At 66.0% G+C, this 16,347-nt stretch carries 16 protein-coding genes; 9 read left to right on the plus strand and 7 right to left on the minus strand.

The annotated features are described in order from the left end of the window. Nucleotides 1-67 precede the first annotated feature (67 nt). The 5 genes from gatB to M673_RS11350 form a co-directional block, all read right to left on the minus strand. Entirely contained in the window at nt 68-1,567 is a 1,500-nt protein-coding gene (gatB, locus tag M673_RS11330; RefSeq protein ID WP_061976164.1) for an Asp-tRNA(Asn)/Glu-tRNA(Gln) amidotransferase subunit GatB, read from the minus strand. A gap of 67 nt (nt 1,568-1,634) precedes the next feature. After that, on the minus strand, nt 1,635-3,116 hold the full coding sequence (gene gatA, locus M673_RS11335; protein WP_061976165.1) for an Asp-tRNA(Asn)/Glu-tRNA(Gln) amidotransferase subunit GatA: 1,482 nt from the start codon (nt 3,114-3,116) through the stop codon (nt 1,635-1,637). A 26-nt stretch (nt 3,117-3,142) separates the two neighbouring features. After that, a complete protein-coding gene (locus M673_RS11340; protein WP_061976166.1) occupies nt 3,143-3,619 on the minus strand; it encodes a GNAT family N-acetyltransferase in 477 nt (158 codons plus the stop codon). 1 nt (nt 3,620) lies between these two features. After that, the gene (gatC, locus tag M673_RS11345; protein WP_061976167.1) at nt 3,621-3,908 is read right to left on the minus strand and encodes an Asp-tRNA(Asn)/Glu-tRNA(Gln) amidotransferase subunit GatC; all 288 of its coding nucleotides are present in this window, start codon (nt 3,906-3,908) and stop codon (nt 3,621-3,623) included. Nucleotides 3,909-4,009: 101 nt separating this feature from the next. Beyond that, on the minus strand, nt 4,010-4,711 hold the full coding sequence (locus tag M673_RS11350; RefSeq protein ID WP_061976168.1) for a metal-dependent hydrolase: 702 nt from the start codon (nt 4,709-4,711) through the stop codon (nt 4,010-4,012). A 99-nt stretch (nt 4,712-4,810) separates the two neighbouring features. Between M673_RS11350 and ruvX the strand changes: the two genes are divergently transcribed. Next, nucleotides 4,811-5,305: a Holliday junction resolvase RuvX gene (gene ruvX / locus M673_RS11355; protein ID WP_061976169.1), complete on the plus strand. Its 495-nt coding sequence runs from the start codon at nt 4,811-4,813 to the stop codon at nt 5,303-5,305. On the opposite strand, the gene M673_RS11360 is transcribed toward ruvX, so the two are convergent. Next, a complete protein-coding gene (locus M673_RS11360) occupies nt 5,242-5,574 on the minus strand; it encodes a DUF6105 family protein (protein ID WP_061976170.1) in 333 nt (110 codons plus the stop codon). The two genes, ruvX and M673_RS11360, sit on opposite strands and share 64 nt — an antisense overlap. Then, a complete protein-coding gene (locus M673_RS11365; RefSeq protein ID WP_061976171.1) occupies nt 5,574-6,101 on the minus strand; it encodes a hypothetical protein in 528 nt (175 codons plus the stop codon). The genes M673_RS11360 and M673_RS11365 overlap by 1 nt, the downstream gene beginning before the upstream one ends. A 154-nt stretch (nt 6,102-6,255) precedes the next feature. On the opposite strand from M673_RS11365, the gene M673_RS11370 reads away from it, so the two are divergent. The 8 genes from M673_RS11370 (at nt 6,256) to rpmG (ending at nt 16,251) form a co-directional block, all read left to right on the plus strand. Beyond that, nucleotides 6,256-7,209 carry an aspartate carbamoyltransferase catalytic subunit gene (locus tag M673_RS11370; protein ID WP_061976172.1) on the plus strand — a complete coding sequence of 318 codons (954 nt, stop codon included), beginning with the start codon at nt 6,256-6,258 and terminating at the stop codon, nt 7,207-7,209. Next, nucleotides 7,206-8,522, plus strand: a complete 1,317-nt coding sequence (locus M673_RS11375; protein ID WP_061976173.1) for a dihydroorotase — start codon at nt 7,206-7,208, stop codon at nt 8,520-8,522. The genes M673_RS11370 and M673_RS11375 overlap by 4 nt, the downstream gene beginning before the upstream one ends. A 10-nt stretch (nt 8,523-8,532) precedes the next feature. Further along, nucleotides 8,533-9,138, plus strand: coding sequence for a glycerol-3-phosphate 1-O-acyltransferase PlsY (plsY, locus tag M673_RS11380; RefSeq protein ID WP_061976174.1), 606 nt, complete (start codon nt 8,533-8,535; stop codon nt 9,136-9,138). Further along, nucleotides 9,135-10,259, plus strand: a complete 1,125-nt coding sequence (gene dprA / locus M673_RS11385; protein WP_061976175.1) for a DNA-processing protein DprA — start codon at nt 9,135-9,137, stop codon at nt 10,257-10,259. The genes plsY and dprA overlap by 4 nt, the downstream gene beginning before the upstream one ends. A gap of 117 nt (nt 10,260-10,376) precedes the next feature. Continuing rightward, a complete protein-coding gene (gene topA / locus M673_RS11390) occupies nt 10,377-13,124 on the plus strand; it encodes a type I DNA topoisomerase (protein WP_061977805.1) in 2,748 nt (915 codons plus the stop codon). An 8-nt stretch (nt 13,125-13,132) separates the two neighbouring features. Continuing rightward, nucleotides 13,133-15,433, plus strand: coding sequence for a ribonuclease R (gene rnr / locus M673_RS11395; RefSeq protein WP_061976176.1), 2,301 nt, complete (start codon nt 13,133-13,135; stop codon nt 15,431-15,433). Beyond that, nucleotides 15,430-15,873, plus strand: a complete 444-nt coding sequence (locus M673_RS11400) for a DUF983 domain-containing protein (RefSeq protein WP_082639376.1) — start codon at nt 15,430-15,432, stop codon at nt 15,871-15,873. Before rnr ends, M673_RS11400 begins: the two co-directional genes overlap by 4 nt. Nucleotides 15,874-16,083: 210 nt before the next feature. Next, nucleotides 16,084-16,251, plus strand: a complete 168-nt coding sequence (gene rpmG, locus M673_RS11405) for a 50S ribosomal protein L33 (RefSeq protein ID WP_019995293.1) — start codon at nt 16,084-16,086, stop codon at nt 16,249-16,251. Nucleotides 16,252-16,347: the final 96 nt, after the last annotated feature.

The following is a 16,347-nucleotide window of genomic DNA, read 5'->3' on the forward strand; positions in this document are numbered from 1 at the left end:
GGGCTCGTTCCTCGCGTCGGCAAGGGTTATGGTCTGGTGCTGGTCGAAAGTCCATCGCAAACCGGGCTTACTCCAAGCCGAGCTTGGCCTTGACGATATCGTTCACCGCCTGCGGATTGGCCTTGCCACCCATGGCGCGCATGACCTGACCGACGAACCAGCCGGCCAGCGTCGGCTTGGCCTGCGCCTGCGCCACCTTGTCCGGGTTGGCGGCGATGATCTCGTCCACCGCCGTCTCGATGGCGCCGGTGTCGGTCACCTGCTTCATGCCCCGGCTTTCGACCAGCGCCTTCGGGTCACCGCCCTCGGTCCAGACGATCTCGAACAGATCCTTGGCGATCTTGCCGGAGATGACGTTCTCGCGGATCAGATCCAGAATCGCGCCCAGCTGCTCGGCCGAGACCGGGCTGTCCTCGATCGACTTGCCCGACTTGTTGAGCGCACCGAGGAGATCGTTGATCACCCAGTTGGCCGCTTGCTTCGCGTCGCGCCCAGCCGCCGTTCTCTCGAAGAAATCGGCGATCGCCTTTTCCGACACGAGAATCGACGCGTCGTAGGGTGAGAGGCCGGCATGGTCCATCAACCGCTGGCGCTTGTCGTCCGGCAGTTCCGGCAGATCGGCACGAAGCGATTCCACGAACGCGTCGTCGAATTCCAGCGGCAGGAGGTCGGGATCGGGGAAGTAGCGGTAGTCGTGCGCGTCCTCCTTGGAGCGCATTGCCCGCGTTTCGCCCTTCACGGGATCGAAAAGCCTGGTTTCCTGATCCACCGTGCGCCCATCCTCGATCAGAGCGATCTGGCGGCGAGCCTCAGATTCGATCGCCTGGCCGACGAAGCGGATGGAGTTGACGTTCTTGATCTCGCAGCGCGTGCCGAACGCGCCGCCGGGCCGGCGAACCGACACGTTGACGTCGGCGCGCATGGAGCCTTCATCCATGTTGCCGTCGCAGGTGCCGAGATAGCGAAGGATGGTTCGCAGCTTGGTGAGGTACGCCTTGGCCTCGTCGGCCGACCGCATGTCGGGCTTGGAGACGATCTCCATGAGTGCCACGCCGGAGCGGTTCAGATCCACGAAGGACATGGTTGCATGCTGATCGTGCAGCGACTTGCCGGCATCCTGTTCCAGATGCAGACGCTCGACGCCGACCTCGATCTCCTCGAACTGGCCCTTGGAATCGGGACCGACCGAGACGAGCACGATGCCCTCGCCGACGATCGGGTCCTTGAACTGCGAGATCTGATAACCCTGCGGCAGATCGGGATAGAAATAGTTCTTCCGGTCGAAGACCGAGCGATTGTGGATCGCAGCCTTGAGGCCGAGCCCGGTGCGCACCGCCTGCCGTACGCATTCCTCGTTGATGACAGGCAGCATGCCGGGCATGGCTGCGTCCACCAGCGAGACGTTGTCGTTGGGTTCCGAGCCGAACTGCGTCGAGGCGCCGGAAAACAGCTTGGCTTCCGACAGGACCTGCGCGTGAACTTCCATGCCGATCACGATCTCCCAGTCTCCCGAGAGGCCGGAGATGAACTTGCGGGGATCGGGCGTGCGGGTGTCGACGAGGGTCATGATCGAGCTCAGGTGCGAAACGGTGCGGTGGCGGCACGTGGTGCCGCCGGGAGGAAGGCGAAGCGGCTCACCACCAGCGTTGCGGGGCGAACCGGCCTGCCGCCTTCTCGATGACGGAAGCGACGGTGAACAGCGTCTCCTCGCCGAAGGGACGTCCGATCAGCTGCAGGCCGAGCGGCGTGCCCTCGCCCGACAGACCCGCCGGAACCGAGATGGCGGGAAGCCCGGCGAGATTGACCGTCACCGTGAATACGTCGTTCAGATACATCGCGACCGGGTCCGACGCGAGCGTCTGGTCGTTGATCGCGAAGGCGGCGGACGGCGTCGCCGGCGTCAGCAGCGCATCCACCCCGGCGTCGAAGACCTGCTCGAAATCGCGCTTGATCAGCGTGCGGACCTTCTGCGCCTGGAGATAATAGGCGTCGTAGTAGCCAGCCGAAAGCACATAGGTGCCAATCATGATGCGGCGCTTCACCTCGCGGCCGAAGCCTGCGGCGCGGGTCTGCTCGTACATGTCGGCGATATCGCGCCCAGGTACGCGCAATCCGTAGCGCACGCCGTCATAGCGCGCGAGGTTCGAGGAAGCCTCCGCCATGGCGACGATGTAATAGGCCGGCAGAGCGTATTTCGTGTGCGGCAGCGAGACCTCGACGATCTCGGCGCCAGCTTCCTTGGCCCAGGCGATACCCTGGCTCCAGAGCGCCTCGATCTCGGCGGGCATGCCTTCGACGCGATATTCGCGCGGGATGCCGATGCGCTTGCCCTTCAGCGAGCCGCCGACGGCCGCCTCGTAGTCCGGCACGGGAAGATCGACGGAGGTGGTGTCCTTGGCGTCGACCGAGGCCATGGATTTCAGAAGGATCGCGGCGTCGCGCACGTCGCGCGCCACCGGCCCTGCCTGATCCAGCGACGAGGCATAGGCGACGACGCCCCAGCGCGAACAGCGGCCATAGGTCGGCTTGATGCCGACGGTGGCGGTGAAGGCGGCGGGCTGGCGGATCGAGCCGCCCGTGTCGGTGGCGGTCGCGCCTGCGCAGAGACGCGCGGCGACGGCGGCCGACGAACCGCCGGAGGAACCACCCGGCACGAGCGGCGTGTCGGAACCCGCGCGGCGCCATGGGTTGACGGTCGGCCCGTAATGGCTGCTCTCGTTGGAAGAGCCCATGGCGAACTCGTCCATGTTCAGCTTGCCGAGCATGACGGCACCGTCGGCCCATAGATTGGCCGTCACGGTGGATTCGTAGCGCGGCTTGAACCCGTCCAGAATGTGCGAAGCGGCCTGCGTGTGGACGCCTTCGGTGGCGAAGAGATCCTTGATGCCGAGCGGGATGCCGTCCAGCGCCTTGCCCTCGCCGCGCGCGAGACGCAGATCGGACGCCTGCGCCATGCGGCGCGCGGCATCTGGCGTGACAGCGACATAGGCGTTCAGCGCATCGTTCGCGGCTTCGATCGCGACGAGATAGGCGTCGGTCAGTTCCACGGCCGAGAACTGCTTCGCCTTCAGCGCGTCGCGGGCTTCGGCAATCGTAAGGGCGGTCAGGTCGGTCATGAGCTCGTATCGATCACTTCTGCCACTCAGGCCGCGACGGAGCGCGCGAGGGGCTTTTCGTAGAACACGGAATAGGGGCTTTCGGGATAGTCCGCGAAGGCCGGGCAAAGTCGGAAGCCGGCGCGTTCGTAAATCTTGCAGGCGGCGGGCTGCTGGTCGCCGGTCTCGAGCTTGAGAATTGCGATGCCCTCTTCCTCGGCGCGCGCGACGATCCGCTCCAAAATCGCGCCGCCGACGCCACGGCCCTGCTCGGTCGCGCGTACATACATGCGCTTCACCTCGGCGAGTTCGGCGTCGTGCCGCAGGAGCGCGCCGCAGCCGATCGCGACACCATTCCGGCGAGCGACGAAGACCGTGGTGTTCGGCTCCGCCATCTCTTCCGCCGTCATGCAGAAGCGGAATTCCGGCGGGCATAGCGGCTCGAGAAACGCGTTGAGCTCGGCGATCAGCGCGCGCACGTCGTCCTGCAACGGCGTCTCCTCGCGGATCTCGACGGACGCCACCTTACTCCACCACCTTCGGGACCATGAAGTAATGGTCTTCGGTCGCAGGCGCGTTGGCGACGATGTCGTCGGCCTTGTGGCCATCGGTCACCGCATCCTGGCGCTTCTTCATCTGCATCGGGATGACCGATGTCATCGGCTCGACGCCGGAAACGTCCACCTCTCGCAACTGCTCGACGAAGCCGAGGATGGCGTTCAGCTCGCCCTCCATCGTCGTGACGTCTTCGTCGCTGACGGCAATCCGCGCGAGGCGCGCGACACGGCGAACGGTGGCGGTATCGACAGACATTGGACCTCTGGAAGCGGGTAGCTTGCGTCCAACGCTATAGCCATGGGGCCGGCGCGACGCAATGTCGGCCGGCCCCGGATGGTCGCATGTCGCGAAAGCCGTCAGATGTCGAAGGGCTCGCCGACCGGCGGCAGACGGACGCGGTTCGACTCATCCTCCATCGCCTCGATGAACTTGTCGGGGTTGGGATCGAGGATCGGCATCGTGCCCCAATGAAGCGGGATGATCGTCTCGAAGTTGAAGTAGCGCCGGCACGCCAGGGCCGCCACTGCCGCGCCCATGGTCAACCGGTCGCCGATCGGGACGAGCCCGATTCGCGGATGGTGCAGTTCCTCGATCAGGGCCATGTCGCTGAAGATGTCGGTGTCGCCCATGTGGTAGACGCTTGGGCCGTCCGCGAAATGCAGGACGAGGCCGTTCGGCATGCCGAGATAGGTGATGCGCCCCTCCTCCTCGATCGACGCGGAGGAATGGAAGGCCTGGGTCAGCGTCACCGAGAAGTCGCCGAACTTCACCGTGCCGCCTGTGTTGGCCGGCTCGATCGATTCCACACCTTTCGACTTCAGCCACTGAACGAGCTCGAAAGTGCCGACCACCTTGGCGCCCGTGCGCTTGGCGATCTCGATCGTGTCGCCGACGTGATCGGAATGGCCGTGCGTCAGCAGAATATGCGTGACGCCCTCGCTCGCCTTCGCCACGTCGCCTCTGAAATGCGGGTTCCCCGAAAGGAACGGGTCGATCAGGATGACGGACTCGCTGGTTTCGAGGCGGAAGGCGGAGTGGCCGAAATAGGTCATCTTCATGCTAAGGATCTCCGTCGCCTCGCCGCAAGGCCGGAGGCGAGAGTGCCGGGACTGCGCGCGATTAGGTAGCGCCCGGCGTAAAGGGTCAAGGAGTTGCGTGTGCCGCTGGTTCAGATCGAAGAGTTGGGCGCGATCGTGCCACAGAGCCAGACGCTCGCGGGCCTCGATCTCGGCACGAAGACGATCGGTCTCGCGATTTCCGACCTCGGCTGGCGCTTCGCGACTCCACGCCCCGTCCTGCGCCGGGTCAAGTTCGGGGTCGACGCCGCAGCCCTTCAAAAGGTTCTCGACGCGTCGCAGTGCGGAGGCATCGTCATCGGCCTGCCGCTCAACATGGACGGCAGCGAAGGCGTGCGCTCGCAATCGACCCGCGCCTTCGTTCGCAACTATCTCCGGCTCGATCCGCGACCGATCGCCTTCTGGGACGAGCGGCTCTCAACCGTCGCGGCCGAACGGGGAATGCTGGAGATGGACGTCTCTCGCGCCAAGCGGGCCGAGCGAATCGACTCGGCCGCCGCGTCCTTCATTCTTCAGGGGGCGCTGGACAGGCTTTCGACGCTGCTTGAACGCGGCGACGGTGCAAATCTCGCATAAGCGCGCTTGCTCAGCGCCACGATCGCCTTGCGACGGCGTAAGGCATAGAGGCCCATGACGATCGCGCTATCCAAGACCAGCGCTCGGACCACCAGAGGCGGCAGGCTTTCGGCCGGCACCCCGAGCGTCTGAGCGTAGACGCCGAAGACCAGATCATAGAAGTCCCGCGTCAGGAAGAAGAGGCCGAAGCTGACATCCTGCGAGGCGAGGCCGAGCCAGCCGGTCAGGATCGAGATCGGCATGAACCAGAGCCCAAGCAGCCAACGCATCAGCGCCTATCCTCGTCCGCCCTGCGCGTCGCCGGGTGACGTTGCGCGGGATCAGGCACCGACCGCTCGATCGCGGCCAGAGCCTTGCGGAAGGCCAGTTCGTCGTCCCTGTCATCGGCCGAAAAGACCGCATGGTCGAACACCAGCGCGACGATGCTGAGGAACAGCGACCAGAAGGCGAGATCGACCCGGTCGAACACATGGGCAAGCGGCGGACCGAACAGCGCGGCGGCGACCACCATCGCCGAGCAGATGCCGATGCCGGCGAAGCTCAAGCGCTCGCCCTGGCGGCGCAGGCGATCGGTTCCGCCATGAAGCGAACGAAGAGCGACCGCTAGAAGGCCGGCGGTGCCGAGCGTCAAGCCGGCGACGAAGAGCGATGCGACCGGCGTTCCCGCGGCGGCGGGCTCCAGCGCGTGGCCGCCGATGGCGTCGATGCCCGCCAGATGCGCCAGTTCCGACAGACCGGTGACCGCATGAAACCCGAGCCAAAGGCTCAGGGCGAAGCTTGTCGCGACTCTCGTCATCGCACCCTCTCCATCCTTAACGAAGTCTTAACGCGAAACTCCCCCCATCCGTTGTGGGACGCAAACGAAAGAGTCGGGTAAGGTTAACGGGCCGGCCGTGGCGCCTCCCCGCGCTTGTGGCGGCGGGTGCTTTCTCCTATAGGCGGACCTCGACATGTCAGCGCCCTCGCACACTCCGCTCGCCCGTCGGCACCTTCTCGGCATCGCCGGATTGTCGCTGCCCGACATCCACCAGCTCATGGACCTCGCGGAAAGCGAGATCGCCGTCAGCCTTGGTCGGGACAAGAAGAAGTCCGCCCTTCGGGGGCGGACCCAGATCAATCTTTTCTTCGAAGCCTCGACCCGCACCCAGGCCTCGTTCGAGCTAGCGGGAAAACGGCTTGGCGCCGACGTGATGAACATGTCGGTGGCGAACTCGTCGGTCAAAAAAGGCGAGACGCTGATCGACACCGCCATGACGCTGAACGCAATGCGGCCCGATCTTCTCGTCGTGCGCCACCATGCGGCCGGCGCCGTCGCACTGCTGGCCCAGAAGGTCGGCTGTTCCGTCGTGAACGCTGGCGACGGCGCGCACGAGCACCCGACCCAGGCGCTTCTCGATGCCCTGACCATCCGCCGGCACAAGGGCCGCGTCGCCCGCTTGGTGGTGGCGATCTGCGGCGACGTGCTCCACAGCCGCGTGGCCCGCTCCAACATCCTTCTCCTCAACGCGCTCGGCGCGGACGTGCGCGTCGTCGCGCCCTCCACGCTGCTCCCGGCCGGCATCGAGCAGATGGGCGTCACCGTGTTCCGCAACATGGAAGACGGGCTGCGGGACGCCGACGTGGTCATGATGCTGCGCCTCCAGCGCGAGCGCATGGAAGGCTCCTTCGTTCCTTCCGTGCGAGAGTATTTCCGCTTCTTCGGACTGGACGGACAGAAGCTCTCGCGCGCGAAGCCGGACGCGCTGGTGATGCATCCCGGCCCGATGAATCGCGGTGTCGAGATCGCGTCCGACATTGCGGACGGTCCGCAGAGCGTCATCGAGGAGCAGGTGGAAATGGGCGTCGCGGTGCGCATGGCCGTCATGGAATGGCTTGTCGGAGACCATGCCGAGGGCCGGGCATGACCGCCGTCGTTTCCCGCCCGCTTGTTGTCGCCAATGCTCGAATTCTCGACCCGTCCCGTCGCCTGGACGAAGTCGGAACGCTGATCGCCGAAGACGGCATCATCCTCGCCGCCGGCGGGAATGCGCAGAACCAGGGCTTCCCCGAAGGCGCCGAGGTGATCGACGCGCGCGGGATGCTCCTGATCCCCGGACTCGTCGACGCGCGCGTCTTCATGGGCGAGCCGGGCGGAGAGCATCGCGAGACGATCCGCTCCGTGTCCCGCGCGGCCGCCGCCGGCGGCGTCACGTCGATCCTGACCATGCCCGACACCGACCCGGTGATAGACGATCTTGCCCTTGCGCAATTCGTCTCGCGCACGGCGCGAGAAACCGCGATCATCAACGTCTTCCCTTCGGCGGCCCTCACCAAGGGATTGAAGGGCAAGGAGATGACGGAGATCGGTCTTCTCGCCCAAGCTGGTGTGCTGGCCTTCACGGAGGGGCGCCATACGCTGCGCGACCCCGCCCTGATCCGTCGCATCATGACCTATATCCGGGATTTCGACGCGCTCTTCCTGCACGAGACGCAGGATGCCGATCTGACAGGTTCGGGCGTCATGAACGAGGGGCTGCTGGCATCCTGGCTCGGCCTGCCCGGCATCCCGCGCGAGGCGGAAATCATCCCGCTCGAGCGAGACCTGCGCCTCGCAGCCCTCACGGGCTGCCGCTACCACGCGGCCAAGCTTTCGACCGCCGCCTCGCTCGACGTCTTGCGCCGTGCCAAGCGCGAAAACCCGAAAGTCTCGGCCGGCGTCTCCATCAATCACCTGTCGCTGAACGAGAACGACATCGGCGAGTATCGGACCTTCTTCCGCCTGTCGCCGCCGTTGCGGTCCGAAGACGACCGGCAGGCCATGATCGAGGGAATCGCCGACGGCACGCTCGACGTCATCGTGTCCTCGCACGATCCGCAGGACGCCGACGGCAAGCGCCGCCCCTTCTCGGACGCGGAAGCCGGCTCGATCGGGCTGGAAACGTTGCTTCCGGCGGCGCTCCGGCTCCATCATTCCGGCCAGGTTCCACTGGCCCGCATCATCGAGTGCCTGACGGTCGCGCCGGCCAAGCTGCTCAAGCTCGACCGGGGCACGCTGGAGCCCGGCCGCCCGGCCGACTTCGCGCTGGTCGATCTGGACGCGCCCTACGTCTACGACAAGACGCGCATCCGGTCGCGTTCCAAGAACTCGGCCTTCGAGAACGCCCGCTTCCAGGGTGAGGTAATGCGCACGGTGGTGGCCGGGCGCACCGTCTTCGACACCGCCAACGGACCGCTGTGAGGACCTCCGCATGATCTGGACCGGCAGTTCCCCAATGGCCATCGCCGTCTTTCTCGCGGTCGGCTATCTCTGCGGCACGATCGCCTTCGGGTTGATCCTGACGAAGATGTTCGGCCTGGGGGACCTGCGCTCCATCGGCTCGGGCAATATCGGCGCCACCAATGTCCTGCGCACGGGCAACAAGAAGGTCGCCGCTCTGACGCTCGCAGGCGATCTCCTGAAGGCGACGATCCCCATCCTCGTCGCGTGGCGCTGGGGCGCGCCGGCTGCAGCAGCAGCTGGGCTCGGGGCCTTTCTCGGGCATCTTTTTCCGGTTTGGCTGGGCTTCCGGGGCGGCAAGGGCGTCGCGACCTATATCGGCGTCCTTCTCGGTTTCGCGCCGATCGGAATCCTCGTCTTCGCCGCCGCGTGGCTCGGAATGGCGAAAGTCTTCCGCTACTCCTCGCTCGCCGCGCTCACGGCGACGCTGCTCGTGCCAATCGCCTATCTCCTTCTGGGCAATTCCATGGCGGCGGGTCTCACCGCTATCCTGACCGTCTTCGTCTATCTCAAGCATATCCCCAACATCCGCCGCCTCCTGGCAGGAACCGAAAGCCGGATCGGGTCCAAGGGATGAGCTTGGCGGCCGGAGAGCGAGCTTCGCTTTCCGAGGCGGAACGCCTCGCGCGGCTGCGGCTGATCCGCAGCGACAATGTCGGACCCGCGACCTTTCACGCCCTGCTGCGTCGGTTCGGCACGGCCTCGGACGCGCTGACGCATCTGCCCGAACTCGCCGCGCGCGGCGGCACCCGGCGCCGCATCACGATCTGCACGAGCGAAGCGGCCGAAGCCGAATTCATGCGCCTCGGCCGGTTCGGGGCGCGGCTTCTCTGCCATGACGAGGCGGACTATCCGCAGGCGTTGCGCGCGGCCGAGGGTGCCCCGCCGCTTCTTTCCGTCATGGGCGAGGTCACTTGTCTCGCCAAGCCCAGCGTCGCCATCGTCGGCTCGCGCAACGCCGCCGCCGCCGGCGGCCGGCTGACGCGTATGTTCGCGACCGAACTCGGGCAGGCCGGCTATGTCATCGCGTCCGGCCTCGCGCGCGGCATAGACACGGTGGCCCATGAGGCCGCTTTGGAGACGGGAACCATCGGCGTCTTCGCCGGCGGGCTCGACCGCCCCTATCCGCCTCAGAACAAGCCCTTGATGCGCCAGATCGTGGATCGTGGCGGATGCCTTGTCACCGAAATGCCCTTCGGTTGGGAGCCGCGCGCGGTGGATTTCCCAAGGAGAAACCGCATCGTGGTCGGCCTGTCGCTGGCCGTGCTCGTCGTGGAAGCCTCGCTGCGCTCTGGCTCGTTGATCAGCGCGCGCCTTGGTGCCGAGATGGGCCGTCTGGTCTTCGCGGTGCCGGGTTCGCCGCTGGAAGCGCGATCCGCCGGCACCAACGCGCTTCTAAAGGACGGCGCGCATCTGGCGACCGAGACCGCCGACCTGCTCCATGCGCTTCAACCGATGGCCGAGCGCCGCGCGGTGCCGAGCGAGTCCGAGCCGACATTCTTCGAAGGGAATGCCGAGCCCGCAAATGGCGAACGCGAGCGCATCCTTCGGGCCCTCGGCGTCGCTCCGGTCTCGCTGGACGATGTCTCCAGCCATAGTGGCGTCGCCCCGGCGGCGATCCATCTGACGCTCCTGGAGCTGGAACTCGCGGGCCGTCTGGAGCGCCATTCCGGTGGCCGCGTTTCGCTTCTTCCTTGATTGCGCCGCCCCGCTGTTGCAGCGGACGGGTTGACCCACGCGCTTGGGCTGTCCATGTGAACGAAGCGATATTCCGGCGCGTCGGCTTTGCCCGACCGCCTTTCCCAGGACGTGCACATGGACGTGGTCATCGTCGAATCGCCTGCAAAAGCGAAGACGATCAACAAATATCTCGGCAGCAACTACACGGTGCTGGCGTCTTTCGGTCACGTTCGGGATCTCCCGGCGAAGGACGGGTCGGTGCGTCCCGACGACGACTTCTCCATGGACTGGGAGGTGGACAAGCCCTCGCAGAAGCGCCTGAGCGACATCGCCGCCGCCTTGAAGAACGCCGACGCGCTGATCCTCGCGACCGACCCGGATCGCGAAGGCGAAGCCATTTCCTGGCATGTGCTGGAAGTCCTGCGCGAAAAGAAGGTGCTGAAGGACAAGCCGGTCAGCCGCGTCGTCTTCAACGCCATCACCAAGAACGCCGTGCTCGACGCGATGGCCAATCCGCGCGAGATCGACGTGCCGCTGGTGGACGCCTATCTCGCCCGCCGGGCGCTCGACTATCTCGTCGGCTTCACGCTGTCGCCGGTGCTCTGGCGCAAGCTACCCGGCGCGCGCTCGGCCGGCCGCGTCCAGTCCGTGGCGCTGCGGCTCGTCTGCGATCGCGAAGCCGAGATCGAGCGCTTCAAGACCGACGAGTACTGGCAGATCGCCGCCAAGCTCTCGACGCCGCGCGGCGAGGATTTCGAGGCGCGCCTCACCGCCTTCGAGGGCGAGCGGCTGCAGCGCCTGTCGATCAACAACGAGACACGCGCCTTCGCCATTCGCGACATGCTGAACGGCGCCTCGTTCCGCGCCGTCAGCGTCGAGGCCAAGCCCACCAAGCGCAACCCCTCGCCGCCCTTCACCACGTCCAGCCTGCAGCAGGCGGCCTCCGCCAAGCTCGGCTTCGGCGCCTCGCGCACGATGCAGATCGCCCAGCGCCTCTATGAAGGCATGGATATCGGCGGCGAGACGGTCGGCCTCATCACCTATATGCGAACCGACGGCGTGCAGATGGCGCCCGAAGCCATCGACGCGGCGCGCGAGGCGATCGGCGAAACCTTCGGCAAACGCTATGTGCCGGAGAAGCCGCGTCTCTACTCGACCAAGGCGAAGAATGCGCAGGAAGCGCACGAGGCGATCCGCCCGACCAGCTTCATGCGCCTGCCGAAGGACATGGAGCGCTTTCTCGACCGCGATCAGGCGCGCCTCTACGACCTGATCTGGAAGCGCGCCATCGCCAGCCAGATGGCCTCGGCCGAGATCGAGCGCACCACGGTCGAGATCGCGGCCGAGAACGGCGCTCAGAAGGCGCAGCTGCGCGCCACCGGTTCGGTGATCCGCTTCGAGGGCTTCATCGGCGCCTATCAGGACCACCGCGACGATTCCAAGACCCAGGCCGACCAGGAGGCAGAGGAAGACGATTCCGCCCGCCTGCCCGAGATCAAGCCGCAGGACGGACTGAAAAAGCTGGCGGTCAACCCGACCCAGCATTTCACCGAGCCGCCTCCCCGCTTCTCGGAAGCCTCGCTGATCAAGCGGATGGAAGAGCTCGGCATCGGCCGCCCCTCCACCTATGCCGCCACCCTGCAGACGCTGCAGGACCGCGAATACATCGTGCAGGACAAGCGCAAGCTTCTGCCCGATTCCAAGGGCCGGCTGGTCACGGCCTTCCTGCACAACTTCTTCGAAAAGTACGTCGAGTACGATTTTACCGCCGACCTGGAAGGCCAGCTCGACCGCATTTCGGCGGGCGAACTGTCTTGGAAGGACGTGCTGCGCGAGTTCTGGAAGGACTTCTCGGCGCAGGTCGACGGCACCAAGGAACTTCGCGTCACCGACGTTCTCGACGCGCTGAACGAGGAACTGGCTCCGCTCGTCTTCCCCGACCGGGGCGACGGGACGGACCCGCGCGTCTGCCCGCGTTGCGCTCAGGGCAAGCTCAGCCTCAAGCTGGGCAAGTTCGGCGCTTTCGTCGGCTGTTCGAACTATCCCGACTGCGGCTACACGCGCCAGCTCGGATCCAATCTCTCGGCCGAGGGCGTGGAAGGCGATGGCGGCCTGAACGAGCCAAAGGATCTCGGCAGCGACCCGGATTCGGGCGAGCCGATCACCCTGCGCTCGGGCCGCTTTGGGCCCTATGTCCAACGCGGCGACGGCAAGGAAGCCAAGCGCGCCTCCCTGCCGAAAGGCTGGCTGGTTGGCGATATCGACTTCGAGAAGGCTCGCAGGCTGCTGTCCCTGCCCCGCGAGGTTGGCCTCCATCCCGAGTCCGGCAAGCCGATCCTGGCGGGCCTCGGCCGCTACGGCCCGTTCCTCCAGCATGACGGCGGCTATGCCAATCTGGAGACGGTGGAGGACGTGTTCGAGATCGGTCTCAACCGGGCCGTGACCGTGATCGCCGAGAAGAAGGAAAAGGGTCCGCGCGGTCGCGCGACGCCGGCCGCTTTGGCGACGCTCGGCGAGCATCCGACCTTCGGCGGCGAAATCACCGTGCGCGAAGGGCGCTTCGGTCCCTATGTCAACGTCGGCAAGATCAACGCGACCCTTCCGAAGTCGAAGGACCCGGCCTCCGTCACGCTGGAGGAAGCGATCCAGCTTCTGAACGAGCGGGCGGAAAAGTCGGGCAAGGCGCCGACCAAGAAAGCCGCGCCGAAGAAGGCGGCCCCCAAGAAAGCGGCCCCCGCCGAGGGCGACGCGGCGGAGAAGCCGAAGAAGGCACCGGCCAAGCGCGCGGCGGCCAAGCCGGCCGCCAGGAGCGACGAGCCCCCCGCACGGCCCGCCGCTCCCAAGACCGAGTTGATCAAGGCGCCGAAGGCAAAGGCGAAGTAAGGAGTTCCATGGCCAAGCGAGCGATCCCGACCACCGACGAACGCTCGCTGAGCCGGGAGGCGGTCCTGCGCTTCATCGCGGACCACCCGGACCGCGCCACCAAGCGCGATCTGGCAAAGGCCTTCGGGGTCAAGGGCGAGGCACGGGTCGCGCTCAAGGACATCATCGCCGATCTCCAGGCCGACGGCCTCCTGGCTGGCGGTCGCAAGCAATACACCCGCCCCGGCGCGCCGCCGACCGTCACGGTTCTCGAAATCCGCGACCGCGACGACGAAGGCGGCCTTCTGGCCGACCCGGTTGGCTGGGACGAGAGCGATCTCGGTCCCCGTCCCCGCTTCACCGTGCGCCAGAAGCGCGACCAGGCCGCCATCGCCGGGATCGGAGATCGCATCCTGGCGCAGCTCGACTTCGACGCGCCGGAAGGTCCGGCGGCCGACGTCATTCGCCTGCTCGATCGCAAGACTGCTCGGCCGCTTGGCGTCTTCCGCGAGACGGCTGGCGGCGGCGGCAGGGTGGAGCCTGTCGAGCGGCGCCAGCACGAATTCGTCGTCGGCCCCGGCGACACGCGAGGCGCCAAGGATGGCGATCTCGTTGAGGTCGAGCCGTCGCAGCGCATGCGCGCCGGCCTGCCGATGGGATCGATTGCCGAAGTGATCGGCTCGCTTCACACCGAAAAGGCGATCTCCACCATCGCGCTGCACGCGCATTCGATTCCGCATGTCTTCCCGAAATCGGTTCTGGCGGAGGCCGACGCGGCCGGTCCGGCGACCATGGCGCATCGCGAGGACTGGCGCGATCTGCCGCTGGTCACAATCGACCCGCGCGACGCCAAGGATCACGACGACGCGGTCCACGCCGCTATCGACAGCGATCCGTCCAATCCCGACGGGTTCGTGGTGACGGTCGCGATCGCCGACGTCTCTTGGTACGTCCGGCCGCATTCGAAGCTCGACGCGGAGGCCAAGCTGCGCGGCAACTCGGTCTATTTCCCAGACCGCGTCGTCCCGATGCTGCCCGAGCGGATTTCAAATGATCTTTGTTCGCTGCGCGAAGGCGTCGACCGACCGGCGCTGGCCGTGCGCATGATCTTCGACCGCGACGGCGACAAGCGCTCGCATCGCTTCCATCGCATCATGATGCGCAGCCATGCCAAGATCGCCTATCAGGACGCCCAGGGAGCGATCGACGGGACGGAAAAGCTGGTCGATCCGCAGATCGTCGCCAGCGTCCTCCGCCCGCTTTGGGACGCCTATGCCGCGTTGAAGCACGCGCGCGACCGGCGCGCGCCGCTCGATCTCGACCTGCCCGAGCGCAAGATCGTGCTCGATGCGGCCGGCCGGGTCGATCGCGTCATCCTTCCCGAACGGCTCGACGCGCACAAGCTGATCGAAGAGTTCATGATCCAGGCCAACGTCGCCGCGGCAGAGGCGTTGGAGCAGCAGAAACAGGCGCTGATCTACCGCGTCCACGATTCGCCCTCGCTCGCGAGGCTGGAAACGCTGCGCGACTTCCTGCGCACGCTGGATTTACCGCTCGCGAAGACCGGTGCCCTGCGGCCTGCCAATTTCAACGGCATTCTCCACGCCGTGAAGGACACCGAGCACGAGAGCCTGGTGAACGAGGTCGTTCTGCGCTCGCAGAGCCAGGCCGTCTACACACCCGAGAATCTCGGCCATTTCGGCCTCAATCTCATGCGCTACGCGCATTTCACCTCGCCGATCCGCCGCTACGCCGATCTCATCGTCCACCGCGCTCTGGTGAAGGCGTTGGGTCTCGGTGATGGCGGCTTGAGCCGCGAGGACGAGGAGCATCTGGAAGAGACCGCCGAGGCGATCAGTCAGGCGGAGCGCCGCGCCATGGCGGCCGAGCGCGACACGGTGGACCGCCTTATCGCTCATCACCTCGCCGACCGGCTGGGCGAGGAGTTCGAGGGTAAGATTCAGGGCGTCACCAAGTCGGGCCTGTTCGTCCAGTTGCCGACATTCGGCGCCGACGGTTTCATTCCGATCTCGACTTTGGGCGCCGACTACTACCACTATGACGAAGTCGGCCATTCCCTCGTCGGCGAGCGTTCGAAGCGTGGCTTTCGGCTGGGCGATTCGGTCGAGGTGAAGCTGGTGGAAGCCGTGCCGCTGGCCGGCTCGATGCGATTCGAGATGCTGTCCGAACCACGGGAGCTGCCGGCCACGACCGGCTCGTTCCACAAGGCGGCGCGGCGCGGCCACCGTCTCCATCGGCCCGGGCGCACGCCAAAGCCCGCCGGCAAGGGCCCGAAGGCGGCCGCTGGGAAAGGACGGGGAAAGCGATGACCATCGCCCCTCATGAGTCTCATGCGAACGTTCTGGAACCGGCGGCGAGCGACGCGGGCGAGCCGCGCGATACGCTGCAGGCCATGGGGCGTGGCTTCCTCATGCGCTGCCCGCGTTGCGGCAAGGGGCGGCTCTTCTCGGGCTATCTCAAAAGCGTCGATCGGTGCGAAGCTTGCGGTGAAGCGTTCGAGCACCATCGGGCCGACGATCTGCCCCCCTATCTCACGATCTTCATCGTCGGCCATTTGGTGGTCGCGCTGTTCATGGGCATGGAACAGGTCACGGACCTGCCGCTCTGGGCGCATCTGGCCATCTGGGTTCCCGTTACGATTGCTCTCTCGCTTGTGCTGCTTCGGCCTCTGAAAGGCGCCACGATCGGTCTTCAATGGGCCATGCGGATGCATGGGTTCGGCGGACGGGGCGAGGAAAGCGATAGCTGAGACGACCTGTTGGAGCCCGAAGACCTTGACTTCGGCGTCTCCATAAGTAGTGTTCGCCGCGATAAGGGCGCATGGTTTCGTGCGCCTGTTCGGCTTGTGTCGCTTGGCGAGATGGGCCAGATACAATCTCTAATGTCCTGCATGCCCCGTGCGACGCCTGTTCGGCCCGCCGTCAGACGCAGGGCCACGATTCGCCAGGATGGACGCACAATGGCCAAGGCTACAACGATCAAGATCAAGCTGCTCAGCACGGCTGACACCGGCTTCTTCTACGTCACCACGAAGAACAGCCGTACGATGACCGACAAGATGGTCAAGACGAAGTACGATCCGGTCGCTCGCAAGCATGTCGAGTTCCGCGAGACCAAGATCAAGTAAGTCTTCGTCCGTTTCGGATTTCGAGAACGCCGCCCCTTCCGGGCGGCGTTTTTCGTTTGGGGGATAGGCTGTGAGACAGCGATCGTACGGAGTTTG

The sequence above is a fragment of the Aureimonas sp. AU20 genome, from assembly GCF_001442755.1.
Classification (GTDB): Bacteria; Pseudomonadota; Alphaproteobacteria; order Rhizobiales; family Rhizobiaceae; genus Aureimonas.